The sequence below is a fragment of the Bacillus salacetis genome (assembly GCF_049177075.1).
GTDB classification, from domain to species: domain Bacteria; phylum Bacillota; class Bacilli; order Bacillales; family Bacillaceae_B; genus Rossellomorea; species Rossellomorea salacetis_A.
Window position 1 is genome coordinate 4,176,771 of the sequence record NZ_CP185377.1, and the last position, 16,613, is coordinate 4,193,383.

The window sequence follows — 16,613 nt, forward strand, 5'->3', positions numbered from 1 at the left end:
CTTCCCCTCCTTATGCTTCCATTTCCTGATCGTTTTCTTTGAGCCACTTCATGGCTGTCTCTTTATATGGAATGAATTCCTCCCGCACAATTTCACGCTCACCATAGGCTGCCTCGTCAAACTTCAATGCAAGGGAATAAAATTGCTCCGCCCATTCCTTGTTCACTTTCAAAAGCTCTTCATAATACTCCCAGTTCGTCTTCCACTTTCTTGCCTGGAGCCATTCTTTTTCATGGAAAAAAAGCAGCAGGGCAAGGAACAGGTGGCGGACCGCAAGAGAGTAATTTTCTGCTTCCTCGTGGTTTTGAGACTCTGCCAAGTGCTCCCTGTAAGACCAGTCTTTTTCCGCGAGATGCTGCAAAGGCTTTTGATTGGCGAATTTCCGCTTGTTGATGACATGGCGGGAAACGAGAAAAAGGACGATGGCAAGGGCGGCCAGTCCCAAAATGACGAGGACAAGGGTGATCATCGTACCGCTTCCCTGAGAAACCTGATATTCCGGGAAAAGATTATTGAGCCAGTCGATGACGGTGTCCCTGATTTTTCCCCAGAGACGTTGGAAGAAGCCCTGGTTCTCCCCTTGGTATGCGGTATATTCCCGGTTGTCGAGGATGTCCCGCAATTCGCCCCTGGCACTTTTTTCGTTAAGCAAACTGACTCACCTCATTTGCAGCGGCGGGCGCCTGATTTCTTCACCAGGCACCCTTACCGCTACTCTTGTTTGTAATCCTCGATCATTTCCTGCAGGTCTTCCGCTTCGTTTCTTGATTTCAGATCAAAGAACATGACTGCCAATCCGACGGACGTGATGATGGACGTCACCATCGTAACGAGGTTGATGATGATGGTATAAAGGACACTGTTGCCCAGCGCGAGGCCCAATGTCAATTCGAATGCCCCTGTTATCACACCCGTGATCAGCATCAGGACTATGAAAACACCGAACGCGACCCAGCCGCGGCCTTTGGAAAGGTTCCAGCTTCTCCCGATTCCAGGAGCCACTTTGTCAATCGTGACAACCCCGATGTAAAAACTCCAGCGTGTAAGGAGATATCCAATCCCGACTGCTGCTGCAAGGAGTACTAGAATCATCATTAAGATGATTACAAGAGATCCTGCGAAAGATCCTTCCGTAAAAGCACCGCCAAACCCTGCGATAAAGAAGCCGCTGAACCCGATGACCATAATTGGGACCACAATCATGCCGAAGACAATCAAAAAGTATACAAGGCTGCTTCCAATAAGCGGCCAAAAGCGTTTGAATGCCTGCTTGATGGCAATTCCAGCTGTGAAATCTTCACTCTTTCTGATGTGGTTGACACCAATGAAGATGGCCGCACCTGCAATAATCGTGAGAACAGTGCTGGCGATGCCGAGCAGTGCTGATGCAATCCCCGCACCCACGCCGGCTGCTGAGAACGGTTCCGCCTGTGCTGTTCCATCTTCAAAGCTGGTAATAAATTGTTCAAACCAGTCTCCTCCGGTTCCGGTTGCCCTGAAAAAACTGGCTCCAGCCATCAATTCAACTAATGCCTGAAGCAGGTAAATCGGCCCGAGCAATATAAGAAAAATCATGAAAAAGTCTACAAACTTGTTCTTGCTCAGACGAAAAGTCTGATCCAAAATCTCGCCAACCCTTTTTGGCCTGTTAAGCTCTGAATTCATTCTGTTATCCTCCCAAAGTAAAATCACAAAAGATACTCAATATAATGACTATTTTATCATTTTTACTGGATAAAACGACCAACTATATGTAATTAATTTGTATTCCCGCTTTAACACTTCACCACGCCGGGGGACAGTCCCCCGCCGTGCTAATGCGTTAACGCGGTGATTGAGTGGGGGACTGTCCCCCACTGGCTTAACGCGTTAGTCCATTAAACAAAATATGACAATCCACTTTGGAATCTATGCTATGATATTTTACAAATATAGAAGTAGTTTGAATTTTATAAATAGTTGAGGTGGAATGATGGATCAAAAGATAGTCGATCAGCTGACTGAATTATTAGGCCAGGATAAAGCGAGTACAAGCGAAGGGGATATGTACCGCCACAGCCGGGATGAATCTTCCCATCCTCCTGTGGAACCGGATGTCGTCGTCTTCCCGGACAGCAAGGAAGAGATCGTCGGAATCCTCAGCATTGCACGGGAAAACGACCTTCCCGTCACTCCGTTCGGAGCAGGTTCCGGGCTGGACGGCCATGCCATTCCGATCAAAAAAGGGATCTCCATCAATTTTGAAAGAATGAACAGGATTCTTTCCTTTAACCCTGAGGATTTGACGGTTACGGTACAGCCGGGCATCACCAGGAAACAATTAAACAAATCGATCAACCGGCATGGACTGCAGTTCCCGGTAGACCCTGGCGCGGATGCCAGTATCGGCGGGATGGTCGCCACCAATGCCAGCGGCACTACCGCCGTCCGCTACGGTTCCATGCGGGATCAGGTCCTCAGTCTGGAAGTCATTTTAGCTGATGGAACGGTCATCAATACAGGCAGCCGGGCGAAAAAATCATCCAGCGGATATAACCTGAATGGTTTATTCGTCGGGTCGGAAGGCACTCTCGGAATCATTACGGCCATCACTCTTAAACTTCACGGGATACCAGAACATACCGTGACAGCCCGCTGTACGTTTAAAACTCCGGGAAAATGTGCGGAGGCTGCGCAATCGATCTTAATGAGCGGAATCCATGTTCTGCGCATGGAGCTTGTCGATGCCCCCAGCATCAGGCAGGTCAACTTAACGGGAGAACATTCCTTTCCTGAAGAACACTCTCTCTTTTTGGAATTCTCAGGGACGGAAGCTTCGGCTGAGGAGGATGCCAGGCTGACGAAAGAATTGGTTCTGGAGCATGGAGGAGAGAATTGGGAGCGGGCAAACAGCACGGCAGAAAGCAAAGAGCTGTGGCGCGCCCGCCACGAACTGGCCTACTCGTTCCGCCATTTGAAGGGAATGGCCAATTCTGGCGGGGATGTCTGCGTGCCCATTTCGCAGCTGGCAGAAATGGTGGTATTCGCCCGGGAGCTCATAGATAAAAGCGGGCTATTAGGAGGAGTATTCGGCCATGTCGGGGACGGGAACTTCCATACTCTTGTAGTCTATGATCCTAATAATCCTGACCAGGTGGCTGCTTCTGCCCGGATCAATGACCTGGTTGCTCGGAAAGCAATTGAAGTCGGAGGAACCTGCACCGGTGAACACGGAGTCGGCCTGGGTAAGATGAAGTACCAGGAACTCGAGCATGGACCAGCTTTAGCTGTCATGAAATCAATTAAGCAGGTGCTCGATCCCGAAAACAGGTTGAACCCTGGCAAAATCTTCTCCTAATGATTGGGGACAGTCCCCCATCGCACTAATACGTTAACGCGGTGAACTACCAGGGGACTGTCCCCCGCTGCTTTAAAGCATTAAAGCCACCTACATCCGATCAGGATACAAAAAGAGTGTGCTTTCACCCCCGAAGCACACTCTTTCTCACAATTATTTACTTAATATTCCTGCATTCCCACCGGCTCCAGTTCCAGCTGCTCTGATGTAATCAAAATCATAGTCCCTGAACCATTCTTCCACATTGTAGTCAATGGCACTTCTTCCGCCGAGGATGGTGAAATTATTAATGCCTGCCCGCCTCACTGCAGCAGCAGTCTCAGCAGTGATAAAGCTATTTTTCACGAGCAGTGTCGCCGCACCATTTTTAGCGGCCAATACCGAACCGGTCAACGCATCGGCAAACTCATAGCCTGTTGCAACAAATGCCTTGTTAGAAGGAAACAGCTGCTCCGCAATCGCCGCTGCCGTTCCATACCGGTTATCCCCAGCATATCTCACTGGATTGACCAGCTCCGAATATACGGCATCCTGGATGACTCTTTCTCCACCGATTACTAGTGTTTTCGATCTCCCTGCCAATGCTTCTTGAGTAGCTGCAGGTAATTCGTCCTCTTCAGTCAACAAAATCGGATACCCTTTTTGAGCAGCATAAGGCGCGATTGCCATGGCATCCGGGAACCCTCTCCCATTCGCTACAACAGCCGGTCCAGCGTCATCGCCAAGACGAGCCGCTATTTTCGCTGCCGTTTCAAACCGGGTGGAACCGCTTATCCTCTCGACCGCATAGCCTAATGAAGCTATGTCTTGTTCGACTTCGCTCGGTACCGCGTTCGGACCACCCAGGATGATGACCTTTCTTGCATCCAATCTTTCCAGCTCATCTCGTACTTCAGGAAGCAATTCACCTTTTCGATTCAGGAGAATCGGAGCATCCATTTGATAGGCTAGAGGTGATCCGGCCAGTGCATCCGGGAATTCGTCTCCCCTTGTAAGAATGACAGAATCCGCTGTATCCCAGCCTTCCTGAGAGATTTCTATTGCTGTTTCATACCGGTTTTCTCCGCCAAATCGATTGGCAACCTTTGCTTCCATATTAATTTTATGAAAAAAATTATACCGCTCCTGATAGGATGTAATGGTCTCACTGTAATATCCTTTATTTTTTAAATAATCCAGAACCTCTGGAAGGGCCTTCAACGTTTCGTACTGATCGTGAAATAAGATGACAGGGATCTCGCCATTTCTTTCCGCTTCTTCTACTTTTTCAATAGTATAAGACACAATTTTATCCCTGTCCTGCCAGTCCCAATCGAGAGTATCAACGTTCCAGTCCCACATCTTAAATCCGGCTTCAATCATCGCTTCCCGATATTGCTCTTCCATATCCGGGATGCTTCCGTAAGGTACACGTACAACGCTGGTCTTTTCTCCTGTAATATCTTCTAAAGTTGAAACGCATAACTGCATCTCATCGACTGCACTTTGGGGAGATTCATAGAATTCATCCCTTTCATGCGTCACCCCATGGCAGCCAAGTGCATGCCCATCCTCTTCCATTTGGCGGACAGCACTTTTGTACCGATTCATATTCGGTTCCAACATAAAAAAAGTTGCCTTCATATCATAATCATTAAACACATCCAGAAAATCGTCCGTATAGACCGTGGGACCGTCGTCAATCGTTATGTATACGGGCCTTTCATCCATTTTTGCTTCAGCCTCACCAGGCAATTTCAAACTGACTAATGAACAAATCAAAATAAAGAGTATAATAGGGTAATTTTTCATGAGCTTCCTCCTTCAAAAAATCATAGTAAGATAGACTCATTTCCTTTTACCCTAATACTTCATCTTTATGCTTTAAAAAGAAATAAATAATCTATTTTAAAGAACACGCAAATCTGTAATCACCGAATGGCAGCTGAACCTATGACAATCCTGCTTAAAAAGTAAACCATGAGAAAGGCCATGACCCCCGCCATATCATACATCACATCCACCAGGCACCCCGTTCTTGAAAAAAACAGCTGTGCGATTTCAGTAAAAAATGCAAATGGCCATGTAACATAAATAACAGCCCTTAGGCTATTGAATAAAGCCATCAATAGGAAGGACAATATAAAAAAACTAACCGCATGTCCAGATTTCTGTGCAATATAAAATGGATCACTGTAATGAAAGGAACGATATTTAAAGAAGCTCAGAAAGTCCGGCTGGCTGGTCACTAAGAACCTGATCTGCTGATGTTCGATGAAATCCGAAAAACTCGCTGTACAAGTCATGATAAATAGCAAACTTAAATACAAAAAAACTATCAATATCCGCAAGATGAATCCCTCCCGTTCATCATTCTTGCCAATAATTGATAGTTGTATTCCGCTTTACCGCTTTAAAGCAGCGGGGGACTGTCCCCCACTGCTTTAAAGGGTTAAAGTAACATGCCTGTTTTCTGCTCTTCTTTTGCTGCCGGTATGGTTACGGTGAAGGCTGTTTCCTCCGGACTTGAAGTGCATACAATGCTGCCCTCATGTTTCTCAACCAGCTTGCGGCAGATATACAGCCCGATTCCCGTTCCCAGCTCTTTTGTCGTATAAAATGGTTCAAAAATTGCTTCAACCGTTTCTGCGCTGATCTCCGGACCATTGTTTGCCACTTTAATATGAATCTCGTCATTTTCAAAAGTACAGCTGATTGTAATCTTCCTGTTACCCTTCACCTGCTGTAAAGCATCGATAGAGTTCATGATCAAATTCAGGAAGACCTGCCTGAGCTCTTCTTTATTGCCTTTAATATAAACCTGCGAGTCCAGATGGGATTTCACCTGCACATCCCCGTCTACCAAACTCGGATAAAGGAACTCGATCAATTCTCCCAGCAAAGAAAACACAAGAAATTTCTCTTTTTTGCTTTCTATGATCTCTTTCCTTGAAACATGCAGGAATTGAGAAATCCGGTAATTCAGCTGATCCAGTTCATGGCTCATCACATCCAGGTAAGGCAGCTCGGGATAATCATACTTTAACAACTTTGTGAAACCGATAATGGAGGTTAAAGGATTCCTGAACTCATGGACAAAGCTGGAGCTCATCTGCCCAAGGATCGTCAGCCTTTCTTTATGGGTTTGATCGATATAATTCACTTTTTCCTTAAGCTGCTGTTCTTTGATCTCTGTATAAAATCGTACCGCATAATAGGAAAAGCGGTCGAAAACTCCATTGATTTCTTCCAAATACGGCCGCAAATCCTCAATCCTTATGCCGGAACTTCCGACCCACTTGATGATTTCGCTTCTCCCGGCATTGACGTTAAAAACAAACTCACTGATATTGGTATTGGCCTCAACTCGTTCCTGCGCAACTTTCTGCGCTAGTACTTTGATCTCATCATCACTAAGCGGATTCCTTATTGCACGCTTGACCAATTCAAACATCTGTAATCCATTTTTCATGACTTCTTCTATATATTTATCGTTTTCTGCTATTACAACCCTATCTCTCCAGCTCTGTAAAAACTCCTGGAAATTCTCCTCAAGAAACAATGCCAGCATTTCAGAAGTTGTTGTCATTCAGCCCCACCCTTATGATCATTCTTTCTCTTAATCATATCAAAAAGTAGAATGATTTTTCGGAAAACTTTCCTTTTTTTATTATAAAACAGTGCTAAAATAATAAAAAGGAGGTGAAATTTGGAAAAATATCTTCCGTAACACCTTGCCCCTCTTCATCCCTCAACCCCTTGAAAAATAAATGACTTGGAGGTCCCCCATTTGACTTCATCAATTACAAAGCACCCTTTGACCGATGATGATTTTTTCCAAAACAGGGAAAAGCTAAAAGAAGACATTCTAACCTTTTATAGCGAAAGAATCCCCGATATACTTAAAGTACTTTATGAAACTGCCCGGTTTGAAATGCGCATTAGAAATCTTGAACCCCTATTCGACTCTCCTTTTCACTACCGTTTTATAGAAGACTATGGGCTGAATCTTTTTGTAGATGGATTCCTATTTTCTCTTTACTCCAAGGCCAATCTGTTGAATGAATTTCTAAGAGAAGACATCTCTTCAGAGGTTAAGGAAAGACTGGATAGGATGGCTGCTGACGCCGCCAGAAAATTTGAAGAAAACACTGTCCATTGTTTTACCCTTACTGCTTATAAAATTTTTGAGTTCGGTGTCGAAGCCGGAAAAGAATACACTTTATAAAGAGGTGAAAAAGATGGAAGATAAATTGAATGTCATCTTAGCTAAGTTAGAGAAAATTGATCAACGGTTTGATGAGCAGGAGAAAAGGTTTGATGAACAAGACAAAAAATCCAACGCTCGCTTTGATGAACAGGACAAGAAGTTCAATGCCAGATTCGATGAACAGGATAAAAAATTCACCGTCCGGTTTGATGAGATCAATGCCCGACTGGATAAACACGATAAAGCCTTTGCAAAACAGGAGAGTAAATTTGACAGGATTGATAATCGGCTTTCCAATTTGGAAACTGGCCAAGGTGAAATTAAGGATATTGTCAAACGGATTGAGGTCAATCAGAACAAGGATGTCATTGCTCTTTTAAAAACATTCAATACCAAGATAGACTCCCATTCAGAGGTACTGAATAAGAGATTATTTCAAGCTGAAACGGATATTAATAAATTATCAAGGAAATAAAGAAAAAGACGAGTCCTCGAAAATATGGGGACTCGTCTTTTCTTATTTTCCCAATACGCTGATGAAATCTCTCAAATAATCTGGCAGATCCGGCGGCCTTCTGCTTGATATAATATTTCCGTCAATAATGGAAGGCTCGTCCACCCAGGTGGCTCCCGCATTCTCCATATCATCCTTGATTCCCGGAGTGCTCGTCACCTTTTTGCCTTGGAGGATTTTTGCTGAAATCAAAACCCAGCCCGCATGGCAGATTTGCCCTATTGGCTTATTGTCTTCATTCATTTTTTTCACAATATCAAGCACTTCATCATATCTTCTTAACTTATCAGGAGACCAGCCGCCCGGTACAAGCAGGGCATCATAGTCATCAGGATTGATATCTTTGAAAGATACATCCGAAACAGCCGGCACCCCGTACTTCCCATTGTATTGGTGGCCCTTTTTTTCACCGGCAAGATGAACTTTCGCCCCCTCTTCTCGCAGTCGAAGTACAGGGTACCATAATTCGAGATCTTCAAAGTCATCACTGACCAGTTGAAGTACTTTCTTATCTTTCAGTTTCATCGGATAAAACCTCCTTTGAGTTTGCCCCTTAATTTTCGGACAGAAAAAAGCAGAATGCAAACTTCCCGGCTGCTAGAGATTGTTTTTGGTCAGATAGCGCCAGATTACTTCGCCGATAAATGGCTGCAGAGGAATCATGGTTTGATTCCATTTGATCTTATAGTTTTCATCCGTGACACCTTGTGCAAGCTGCAGGATCGCTGAAGGCGGCAGGGGCTCTTCCAGCCTCTCAAATTGGATTAGCGGCATATAATGCTCCAACTCATCTTCTCCGCTCTTTTCGATTATGCCGGTGCCGATTCCGCGGGCTATTATTCCGTTTCCGTTGCTGTAAAGGAACACCATGTCATTGGCTTCGATATGGTTGATGAGATATTTCCATGGGGAGTAATAAGCGGCAACTTTCTGTTCATCGAGCATTTCTGCTTCATTGTGGGGATTTTAGATTTGTTCGTGTTAACGAGGTAAGCTTTTGGCAAATAGATCATCCTTTCTTTAGTTGTTGAATGGTATGGAATTTTTGTTTAAAAGGGCAGTTGTAAGGAGATTGGCAGGTATTTTAACTAGAGGGCGACGAGGAATTGAGATTTTTCACCTCCTTCCATTCTATTATAATTTGAATTTAACAGAAGGAAAAGTGATTTATTTATGATAGTGTTGTTGGATGTCTTCAAATAAAGGAAAAATTCTCAAGTGAGATGGTTGTTTATGAGGATTTTGATGAGAAGAGGCTTAAGGAAGGATACGGCAACTGGCGAGCATGGTCGGTAAGACTTTAGCCCCTGTAGTTTTGCGTCACCATCTTTCAATGGTTTTGCCTTTATCGGTCATCATTTAAATTTTAATTGTGCTCTTTATCTGAATAAACGTCTTCGAGGGTTGTGAAAGAACTTGATGTAAATTCTATTCTCTTCACACTTAAAAAACTTGATACCTAAGAATTTCAAAGGTGTAAAAATTTCTCTCATATAGTATCCCGGCATACGATTCCCTCCTAATTTACATTTCTTCCATTGAATTTCTAAATCTATGATATAACGTAATGATAGAATTATCTATCAAATTAAAGACAAATAAATCGACAGCAAAATCAGACAAATCCCTTACTGTATCCCATTAACGCAGCGGGGGACAGTCCCCCACCCTATCACCGCATTAACGCATTAACTCAATGGGGGACTGTCCCATTATGCTTTAAAGTGTTAAAGGGTATATTTTCTGTTTGTCCGCTGGGTACTAAAGTATTCTTTTGGGCATATTCCTGAAGTTATATTTAATGTGAAATTCCCTGAAACGCTTATGATTTCGTCCTTTTTTACTTGAATATACTCATTAAGGAGGAATTCCCCATTGTTAGGAATTTGGTAGTATGAAGATACAAATTGTTAGGGAGGTAATAGAGATGCGTGAGGTTGAGATGAAGGTCATTCCGTCTTTTATTGATGATGAGCTGGCGATCGTGTTCCATTTTGATTTCAAGGAATCCCAGATGAAGATTGGAGAAGCGACTGTTTACACGTATAAGCACACTGACTCCCAGGCTAACCCGCAAACGTCAGGTCCAAAAGGGTTCAGAAAGAATAAGTACGCCATTTTAAAAGAATTCGAAGTCATTGAGGACTATAAATCTACAGCATTTAAAAAAATAAATCACTTTCTAAACGTTATTGGCATCTCGGTACTTAGTCAGGAGTTAATTGCATAAATCCATCATAAGCAGCCCCCTTTTCTTTAAAGAGGGCTGCTTTCCTTTGCATTGCAATAAAAAACCATTTATCTATGTTCAGATCTCTGACTTTCGATAAACTGCTTTTCTTCCTTCTTAGACAATACCCCTTCCGCCTTTCCGACCGTTCCTCCCAATAGGCTCCAGATTCTGTTGTGGTCCCGGTCCGCTTCACTGAAGTCCTTTTGGTACCATCTGTTGAGGATTTCCCTGTACGTTTCTTTATATGTATAGTCCCCATAATCAAGTTCATTTAAAAGATAAAGAATTCTATCATCTGTTATTTCATAAAAAGACCATTTCTTTTCCGCCTCAACTTTTTGATGGCTCAACGCATGTATATACTGCTGCATGATATCTTCCTTGATCGGTGAAATAAACGGCTCGCCAAAAGGGTTCTCTTTATCTCCTGTTGGTTGTGTATCTTCTTCACCATCAGCTTTTCCGAGTCCATTATCATCCCAGATGGTCCTTCCACCGCTCTCCCTTTCACTGAAGTAAATGAATACAGAACAGGCGGTAACTGTACCAAATAGCAGGATGATTAGAATAATAAGTGCTCTCTTTTTGGTCGTGGTCATTCGTCAGATTCCCCCTCTTAAATAGACGGCGGTCTATAAAGATGCGTCTCAATCATTTTACACCATCTATTTAAGAAGAACAGGGAAGTCCTCTAGAATCGTTCGACATTATTCAAGGGATTTTCGAGAGTATTCGACAAATATAGAGGAGATACTCACCAACTTTGATAGAATTCCTTGGCGACTTGCACGGTATGTGTGCTTCCTCCTCTGTTTTCTACGTTTTCAAGCAGCATGGCAAGGACGAATTCCGGATTGCTTTGGTCATAGCTGACGAAGAGGCCGTTTTCTGTTCCGGTGGTGCCCTGTTCAGATTTGATTTCAGCCGTTCCGGTTTTTCCAGCTATGGCTCTCCCATCTACTGCTGCTTTTCCGGCGATTCCTTCTGTGACGACTTTTCGCAGATTCGTTTTTAAGAGCTCCGCCTGGTCTTTTGTCAGGAGTTCATTTTTCCAGACTTCCTTTTCCGCTCCATCCAAAAGCAGCGGCTTCATCATGATTCCATCATTGACGATGGCACCGAATGAGTTTGCCAGGTGGAGGACACTCATGAGGATTTGCCCCTGACCATACGCCGAGTCAGCGAGCTGAATCTCTCCTTCGATTTCCCCTTCATTCGCAATTTGCGATGAACGAATCGGATAGGCAAACGGAAGGTCTTCTTCAAAGCCGAAGTTTTTCAAGCCCTGTTGGAAGGTGTCCGCTCCCATATCCAGTCCTGCTCTAGCAAAATAAATATTATCGGAGAATTTAATGGCATCTTCAAGGTCGACAGACGTATCGTCGTCTAAAAACCTTGTTACAAAGTACCCTCCCCACGAGTTATCTTTTTGCCATTGCTTGGCAGGAATCGCATAGGTTTTGGCAGGGTCCAGCTCTCCCGACTTCAACCCGATGGCTGCCGTGATCGGTTTCAGGGTCGATCCTGGGGAATAAGTGCTTGCAAAGCGGTTCAGCAACGGCTTATTCGGATCTTCCTGCAGGGCTGCCCTTTTTTCCGTGGATATTCCCAAACTGAAATCATTTGGGTCGAACGATGGGACGCTCAGCAGCGACAGGACTTCCCCTGTGTTCGGGTCGATGGCTGTGGCCGTTCCCGCTTCATTCTGCATCTGTTCATAGAGGGCCCTTTGCATATCTGCGTCGATTGCCAGCATGATACTTTCTCCATTTTCGACTTCCGTCATGGCGACATTTTGGTTGCTGCCATCCTCTTTTTCAATCGAAATGACCTGGCCATTCTGCCCTCTGAGTTTTTCCTGATACAGCTCTTCCAAGCCTCTTTTACCGATAACGGATTGTCCTGTATATCCCTTTCCTTTCAGTTCCTCCAAATCTTCCGCTGTTACTTTTCCTGTAAAACCAATCAGATGAGCGGTCACTTCAGCATATGGGTAAACCCTCGCATCCACCTCTTTACTGAACAACCCGTCAATGCTGGTCACTTCTACAGCCAGCTCACGATTGTCCAGCGGAATTTTTTTCAAAGGAACAAAGTGCTCAGGTTTTACCCAGCTTTGATTCATTTGGCTGTTGATATATTCAGGTGTGATGTCCAGGAGCCGTGCTGTTTTTTCAATATCTTCAGGAGCGAATTGTTCAGGTACTACTCCAATTTGGTAAGCTTGGCCGTTCATTGCCAGCGGATTGCCGTTTCGGTCGAATATTTCACCTCTTTGAGCAAGGATGGTTTGGATTCTTACCTTATCTCCTTTTTCCAAGTCAGGCAGAATAAGGGACGGTTCCCATTTGAGGTACCAGTTTTCTTTTTCATCTTTCGTTTCCTTAACAAGTTCTACTTCTTTTTTGTACTGTATATCTCCTGCTATGGTGGTCATTTTTATTTCCACAGGGAGTTTGGCATTATCCTTGTCTTCCCAGTCCTGTTCTTCCTCGGGCTCTATGTAGGTAACTTGGAGGTTTTTGACTTCAAGGTCGGTGTAAAGGTCCTTGTAACGTTCGATAAAATCCTCGGTGGAAAAAGTGGTTTTGGCCTTTTCAGACAGGTACTGATTATACATTTTAGCAAAATCCTGTTTGTTCCAGAGGCTGATATACGCTTCTAAACGGTCGTCGGGCTGCGGTTTTTCCTGGCAGCCTGTGATGAAAGTCAGTGAAAGAAATATCAATATAAATGCGAGTTTTTTCATTGAAATACCCCCTTAGTATGCTTTTCCACTATTCTATGTAAGTTATTCCAGATTATTTTAAAAAGGGACCAACCGAATTTTTTTAAAAAAAGTGGTTTAACATGTTGGGAAGGGGGTAGTTAAAAGATAAATAGAAAAAACCCTTCCTGGCGGGGAAGGGTAATCGAACGTTTATTATTAGTAACGAGTGTAACCAGTGATTTTCGGATTCCAGTAACTGTTGCTAAGGCTTGTAATTTCTACGCCTCTGTTACCAGAGTGGATGAACTCGTTGTTGCCAAGGTAGATTCCTACGTGAGAAATTCCCGGCTTGTACGTGTTGCTGAAGAATACAAGATCTCCAGGCTGCGGGTTGCTTACACGTGTTGTTTCATTCCATAGACCAATTGCGTTTGTTCTGCTGACATTCATGCCTGCTTGTTTGTAAACATAGTAAATGAAACCACTGCAGTCGAATCCTGATGGAGCTGCGCCACCCCATACATATGGTGTTCCCAGATGTCTCTTCGCTTCATTTATTACGCCTACACTGTCATTTGATGCTCCTGATACTTTTGTTACTACAGGAGCTGCAGGTTTAGCCACTGCTGTGCTGGACATTGAAAGTTTTTGACCTACACGGATAAGGTCGCTGCTTAGGCCGTTGTTCGCTTTGATCTGTGAAACGGTAGTTCCGTATCTTTTGGCAATATGGCTTAATGTGTCACCTGCCACAACTGTGTATGTACTTCCATTAGAAGAAGACACAGTTTTAGATGGTGCTGAAGCTGTTGATGCGCTGCTTCCACCGACATTCAAACGCTGCCCAGGGAAAATCAGACTGCTTTTCAGGTTATTCCAGCTCATTAGATTACTTACGGATACTCCATGGTTTCTGGCAATCTTTCCAAGATAATCTCCACTTTTGACTACATATGTTTTAGAAGATGTTTGAGCAGGTGCAGAAGATTCTCCGCCTACTTCAAGACTTTGGTTTACATAGATAAGGTCCGAATTCAAGTTGTTCCAGTTTTTAAGATCCGTCACTGTTACGCTGTATCGTTTAGCCAGATGAGAAAGTGTGTCTCCTGACTGTACTTTATGAGTTGCTGCTGATGTATATGAAGCAAAACCAGTTGATAGCATTGCTGCAGTTGACAAAGCAATTAGTGATTTTTTCATAGAAAATTTCTCCTTTGTTTCTCTGCTAGATTTTTTGTTATCAGATTTGTTTGTTATCTGCTAACGAGATTCATTGTATCGCAGAAAAATAGGAATTTAAGTGGAAAAGTTTTCCGACCTAGTTACCACTTTTCTCCTCCTTTGGGGTGAAAATCTATGAGCCTTAGAACCTACTGGGGTTTGAGAGATTTTAGTAAATAAAATTATTCAGAAAGTTATCGTTATTGGATTATTTTACTAATATTTTTAGGGTTGAAAGTGTAAAACTACACTTAAAAACGTTGATTTGACGGGGTTTGCAGGGGTTTTTATTGTGACAGGTTCAATAACAGTGTTACTATACTGTGATAGTATTGTTACAAATATTACAATAGTATCGTATTAATTTCAAAAAGCAAAAAGGTCCCTGATGATGGTCAGGGACCTTTTTGGGATTCATTCACTTTAATACTTTAAAGCGCTGGGGGACAGTCCCCTGTTACGTTAAAGTAACAGGGGACTGTCCCCCACATGTTTTTATTTATTTTCTTGCCAAGAGATTTCTGGTATGCCTTGTTTATCTTGCGGGGCATCCTTTTTGTTATAGGCTGCCATATAGTAAATCCGGTTAGGCGGCTTTGTGAATAGCAGACGGAAGTAATTTTCATCCCAAATATGCCGATTCCCCGATATATTCTTGTCAGCTTCTTCTGTCATATGTTCAAGTATTTTTCGGGCCAGTTCTTTCTCTTCTTGTTTTGAAATTTCCTTTGCTAAACCTATGATTACAATGGCAGTTGTCGGGTTGTCTGAACCACCCAGGTAAATCTCTTCAACACTTTCCCCTTTTTCTATTTCCTCTTTTGCGGAGTTAAGCCATTCCTCTCTAAAAATGATGGGTTCTTTACCCTTTTCATGTGTGGACCATTCTATTATGCTTCCAATTCGATCACTTAGATCGTTCTCCCATACAGGATTAAGTTCAAATCTATCCGTTTCCCACCCTAATACCTTTTCTCCATTGTTGTTATATCCCGAAAAGTTTAAGATGATCCCTGTATCAGAATGAATCAGGGCATTGAATTCAACAATTTCATTATCCATCCTGTCAGCAGTCCCGCTCACTTCGATGCTATCAGAATTTTCTTCGATAATCTTCCAGGAATACTCCTCGCTGGCAATTGGACTGGAGATCTTAGCGGGATAATATGGATAGGCATAGATTTCCCGCTGAGTACTATCCTTTAAATAAGAAACTGGATCATTAATCTCTTTTTTATCAGAAATGATTTTATACTCGCTGTAGTAAACGACCTTATCCTTCATAAATATTTCCAGATTATTATTTTCACCACCTATTTGATGGAGGGTGGGGATATTATTTTTGTAAGACAAGTGCGACGATGTTTGAAAACTTTTTTCATGGTCTTGAAAATTCAGGCCCAGGTAAATATTTTTAATATCGAGCTTTTCTGCGGCCCAGATCCCAGCATACTTCTGACGGATTTCTTCGGCATGTGATATTTCCGGAGGTTCATTTTCAGGGACAACTTGTTCTATAGTTACATCTTCCTCGTCTATCTTCTCGTCTTTCTCTGTTTCATTCTCTTTCACCTCATCCGGTACTTTTTCGATATTTGGCAGGTCTTCTATCATGTTATCGTTATCAATATCATTCTTTTCCTCCAGTTCATCAGCCTGAAGAGGGGTTTCCTCATTCTTTGCTAAGAAATAATTGCCGGTTAAAAGTGCCGCAATCAGTAATGCTGCAGCAGTTGCGGAGAGGGGTACCCATGCCGGATGTTTCCTCGGCGGATTTTCCTTATTGCTTTCAATCGCCTTTTTTACAATAGTATCTTTCCGGCTGCGAAACTCGTGCTTACTGAAAATCTCTTTATCCAATTCAGCCTTTAAGTCGTTCAACGGATCCTGGTTCAATGGTTTCCCTCCTTTTACTAATGGCCTGCAGTTTATTTCGTGCTCTATCCAGTCGTGTTCTTACTGTGGAAGACTTGCAATCAAGCAAAACAGCGATTTCCTTAGTTGAAAGCCCTTGATAATAATATAGAATGATAACTTCTCTGTACTTTACTGGTAATAAAAAAACATCTTGCGCAATTCCTTGCATTTCTTCCTGCTTAATAACCATGTCGGCAGGATTCTCTTCCTTACCTTTAAAAAGACGTCCAACTGAATCCGTAATGATATTTCTTCTAAAATAAGCGGACCGCTGTAAATCTTTACATTTATTGACGGTAATACGGTATATCCATGTTTTGTAAGTGGATTCCTGCTTAAAATTCTCAAGGCCTTGATATACACTGATAAAAACTTCCTGTGCGATATCCTGGGCTGCGGACCAATCTTTAACATAGGTGAAAGCCAGTTTGGTTACGGCTTTTTCATGCTGGTCAATCAAGTCTTCCAGCAACTTTACTTTGTCATCCAATC

Annotated in this window: 16 protein-coding genes and 1 riboswitch; of the genes, 4 read left to right on the forward strand and 12 right to left on the reverse strand. The window is 43.1% G+C overall.

The features are described 5' to 3' along the window. Positions 1–10: 10 nt before the first annotated feature. Both ACOJQI_RS21480 and ACOJQI_RS21485 read right to left on the reverse strand, forming a co-directional pair. Positions 11–652: a DUF4129 domain-containing protein gene (locus ACOJQI_RS21480; protein WP_421381953.1), complete on the reverse strand. Its 642-nt coding sequence runs from the start codon at positions 650–652 to the stop codon at positions 11–13. Positions 653–711: 59 nt separating this feature from the next. Continuing rightward, positions 712–1,665, reverse strand: a complete 954-nt coding sequence (locus tag ACOJQI_RS21485) for a hypothetical protein (RefSeq protein ID WP_421381955.1) — start codon at positions 1,663–1,665, stop codon at positions 712–714. Positions 1,666–1,972: 307 nt separating this feature from the next. Between ACOJQI_RS21485 and ACOJQI_RS21490 the strand changes: the two genes are divergently transcribed. Further along, entirely contained in the window at positions 1,973–3,337 is a 1,365-nt protein-coding gene (locus tag ACOJQI_RS21490; protein WP_421385532.1) for an FAD-binding oxidoreductase, read from the forward strand. Positions 3,338–3,490: 153 nt separating this feature from the next. Here the strand turns inward: ACOJQI_RS21490 and ACOJQI_RS21495 are convergent, their stop codons facing one another. From ACOJQI_RS21495 to ACOJQI_RS21505, 3 genes are all read right to left on the reverse strand, one after another. Then, positions 3,491–5,128 (reverse strand): cell wall-binding repeat-containing protein, encoded by a 1,638-nt coding sequence (locus ACOJQI_RS21495; protein WP_421381957.1) that lies wholly within the window; start codon positions 5,126–5,128, stop codon positions 3,491–3,493. Between the two features lie 119 nt (positions 5,129–5,247). Next, positions 5,248–5,667: a VanZ family protein gene (locus ACOJQI_RS21500; RefSeq protein ID WP_421381959.1), complete on the reverse strand. Its 420-nt coding sequence runs from the start codon at positions 5,665–5,667 to the stop codon at positions 5,248–5,250. Positions 5,668–5,768: 101 nt separating this feature from the next. Beyond that, a complete protein-coding gene (locus ACOJQI_RS21505) occupies positions 5,769–6,905 on the reverse strand; it encodes a histidine kinase N-terminal domain-containing protein (protein WP_421381961.1) in 1,137 nt (378 codons plus the stop codon). A gap of 201 nt (positions 6,906–7,106) precedes the next feature. Between ACOJQI_RS21505 and ACOJQI_RS21510 the strand changes: the two genes are divergently transcribed. Both ACOJQI_RS21510 and ACOJQI_RS21515 read left to right on the forward strand, forming a co-directional pair. Continuing rightward, complete coding sequence (locus ACOJQI_RS21510; RefSeq protein ID WP_421381963.1) at positions 7,107–7,544, forward strand: hypothetical protein; 438 nt, start codon at positions 7,107–7,109, stop codon at positions 7,542–7,544. A 13-nt stretch (positions 7,545–7,557) separates the two neighbouring features. Then, positions 7,558–8,001 carry a hypothetical protein gene (locus tag ACOJQI_RS21515; RefSeq protein ID WP_421381965.1) on the forward strand — a complete coding sequence of 148 codons (444 nt, stop codon included), beginning with the start codon at positions 7,558–7,560 and terminating at the stop codon, positions 7,999–8,001. Positions 8,002–8,043: 42 nt separating this feature from the next. Here the strand turns inward: ACOJQI_RS21515 and ACOJQI_RS21520 are convergent, their stop codons facing one another. Both ACOJQI_RS21520 and ACOJQI_RS21525 read right to left on the reverse strand, forming a co-directional pair. Continuing rightward, the gene (locus ACOJQI_RS21520; RefSeq protein ID WP_421381967.1) at positions 8,044–8,565 is read right to left on the reverse strand and encodes a type 1 glutamine amidotransferase domain-containing protein; all 522 of its coding nucleotides are present in this window, start codon (positions 8,563–8,565) and stop codon (positions 8,044–8,046) included. Positions 8,566–8,637: 72 nt separating this feature from the next. Next, a complete protein-coding gene (locus ACOJQI_RS21525) occupies positions 8,638–8,985 on the reverse strand; it encodes a hypothetical protein (RefSeq protein WP_421381969.1) in 348 nt (115 codons plus the stop codon). A 323-nt stretch (positions 8,986–9,308) separates the two neighbouring features. Next, positions 9,309–9,394, reverse strand: a riboswitch (cyclic di-GMP riboswitch). A 573-nt stretch (positions 9,395–9,967) separates the two neighbouring features. Between ACOJQI_RS21525 and ACOJQI_RS21530 the strand changes: the two genes are divergently transcribed. Further along, positions 9,968–10,270, forward strand: a complete 303-nt coding sequence (locus ACOJQI_RS21530) for a hypothetical protein (protein ID WP_421381971.1) — start codon at positions 9,968–9,970, stop codon at positions 10,268–10,270. 68 nt (positions 10,271–10,338) lie between these two features. On the opposite strand, the gene ACOJQI_RS21535 is transcribed toward ACOJQI_RS21530, so the two are convergent. From ACOJQI_RS21535 to ACOJQI_RS21555, 5 genes are all read right to left on the reverse strand, one after another. Further along, positions 10,339–10,872 (reverse strand): DUF6241 domain-containing protein, encoded by a 534-nt coding sequence (locus tag ACOJQI_RS21535; RefSeq protein ID WP_421381973.1) that lies wholly within the window; start codon positions 10,870–10,872, stop codon positions 10,339–10,341. Positions 10,873–11,027: 155 nt separating this feature from the next. Beyond that, the gene (locus ACOJQI_RS21540; protein WP_421381975.1) at positions 11,028–13,022 is read right to left on the reverse strand and encodes a penicillin-binding transpeptidase domain-containing protein; all 1,995 of its coding nucleotides are present in this window, start codon (positions 13,020–13,022) and stop codon (positions 11,028–11,030) included. A gap of 177 nt (positions 13,023–13,199) precedes the next feature. Next, positions 13,200–14,183 carry a LysM peptidoglycan-binding domain-containing protein gene (locus ACOJQI_RS21545; protein ID WP_421381977.1) on the reverse strand — a complete coding sequence of 328 codons (984 nt, stop codon included), beginning with the start codon at positions 14,181–14,183 and terminating at the stop codon, positions 13,200–13,202. Between the two features lie 516 nt (positions 14,184–14,699). Next, positions 14,700–16,100, reverse strand: coding sequence for a hypothetical protein (locus tag ACOJQI_RS21550; RefSeq protein WP_421381979.1), 1,401 nt, complete (start codon positions 16,098–16,100; stop codon positions 14,700–14,702). Further along, positions 16,066–16,611 (reverse strand): sigma-70 family RNA polymerase sigma factor, encoded by a 546-nt coding sequence (locus tag ACOJQI_RS21555; RefSeq protein ID WP_421381981.1) that lies wholly within the window; start codon positions 16,609–16,611, stop codon positions 16,066–16,068. Before ACOJQI_RS21555 ends, ACOJQI_RS21550 begins: the two co-directional genes overlap by 35 nt. Between the last annotated feature and the right edge of the window lie 2 nt (positions 16,612–16,613).

Bases quoted from the DNA above. Each gene is read 5' to 3' on its own strand.
- ACOJQI_RS21485 (WP_421381955.1), bottom strand. From the start codon at position 1,665: ATGAATTCAGAGCTTAACAGGCCAAAAAGGGTTGGCGAGATTTTGGAT.
- ACOJQI_RS21490 (WP_421385532.1), top strand. From the start codon at position 1,973: ATGGATCAAAAGATAGTCGATCAGCTGACTGAATTATTAGGCCAGGAT.
- ACOJQI_RS21495 (WP_421381957.1), bottom strand. From the start codon at position 5,128: ATGAAAAATTACCCTATTATACTCTTTATTTTGATTTGTTCATTAGTC.
- ACOJQI_RS21505 (WP_421381961.1), bottom strand. From the start codon at position 6,905: ATGACAACAACTTCTGAAATGCTGGCATTGTTTCTTGAGGAGAATTTC.
- ACOJQI_RS21515 (WP_421381965.1), top strand. From the start codon at position 7,558: ATGGAAGATAAATTGAATGTCATCTTAGCTAAGTTAGAGAAAATTGAT.
- ACOJQI_RS21520 (WP_421381967.1), bottom strand. From the start codon at position 8,565: ATGAAACTGAAAGATAAGAAAGTACTTCAACTGGTCAGTGATGACTTT.
- ACOJQI_RS21525 (WP_421381969.1), bottom strand. From the start codon at position 8,985: ATGCTCGATGAACAGAAAGTTGCCGCTTATTACTCCCCATGGAAATAT.
- ACOJQI_RS21530 (WP_421381971.1), top strand. From the start codon at position 9,968: ATGCGTGAGGTTGAGATGAAGGTCATTCCGTCTTTTATTGATGATGAG.
- ACOJQI_RS21535 (WP_421381973.1), bottom strand. From the start codon at position 10,872: ATGACCACGACCAAAAAGAGAGCACTTATTATTCTAATCATCCTGCTA.
- ACOJQI_RS21540 (WP_421381975.1), bottom strand. From the start codon at position 13,022: ATGAAAAAACTCGCATTTATATTGATATTTCTTTCACTGACTTTCATC.
- ACOJQI_RS21545 (WP_421381977.1), bottom strand. From the start codon at position 14,183: ATGAAAAAATCACTAATTGCTTTGTCAACTGCAGCAATGCTATCAACT.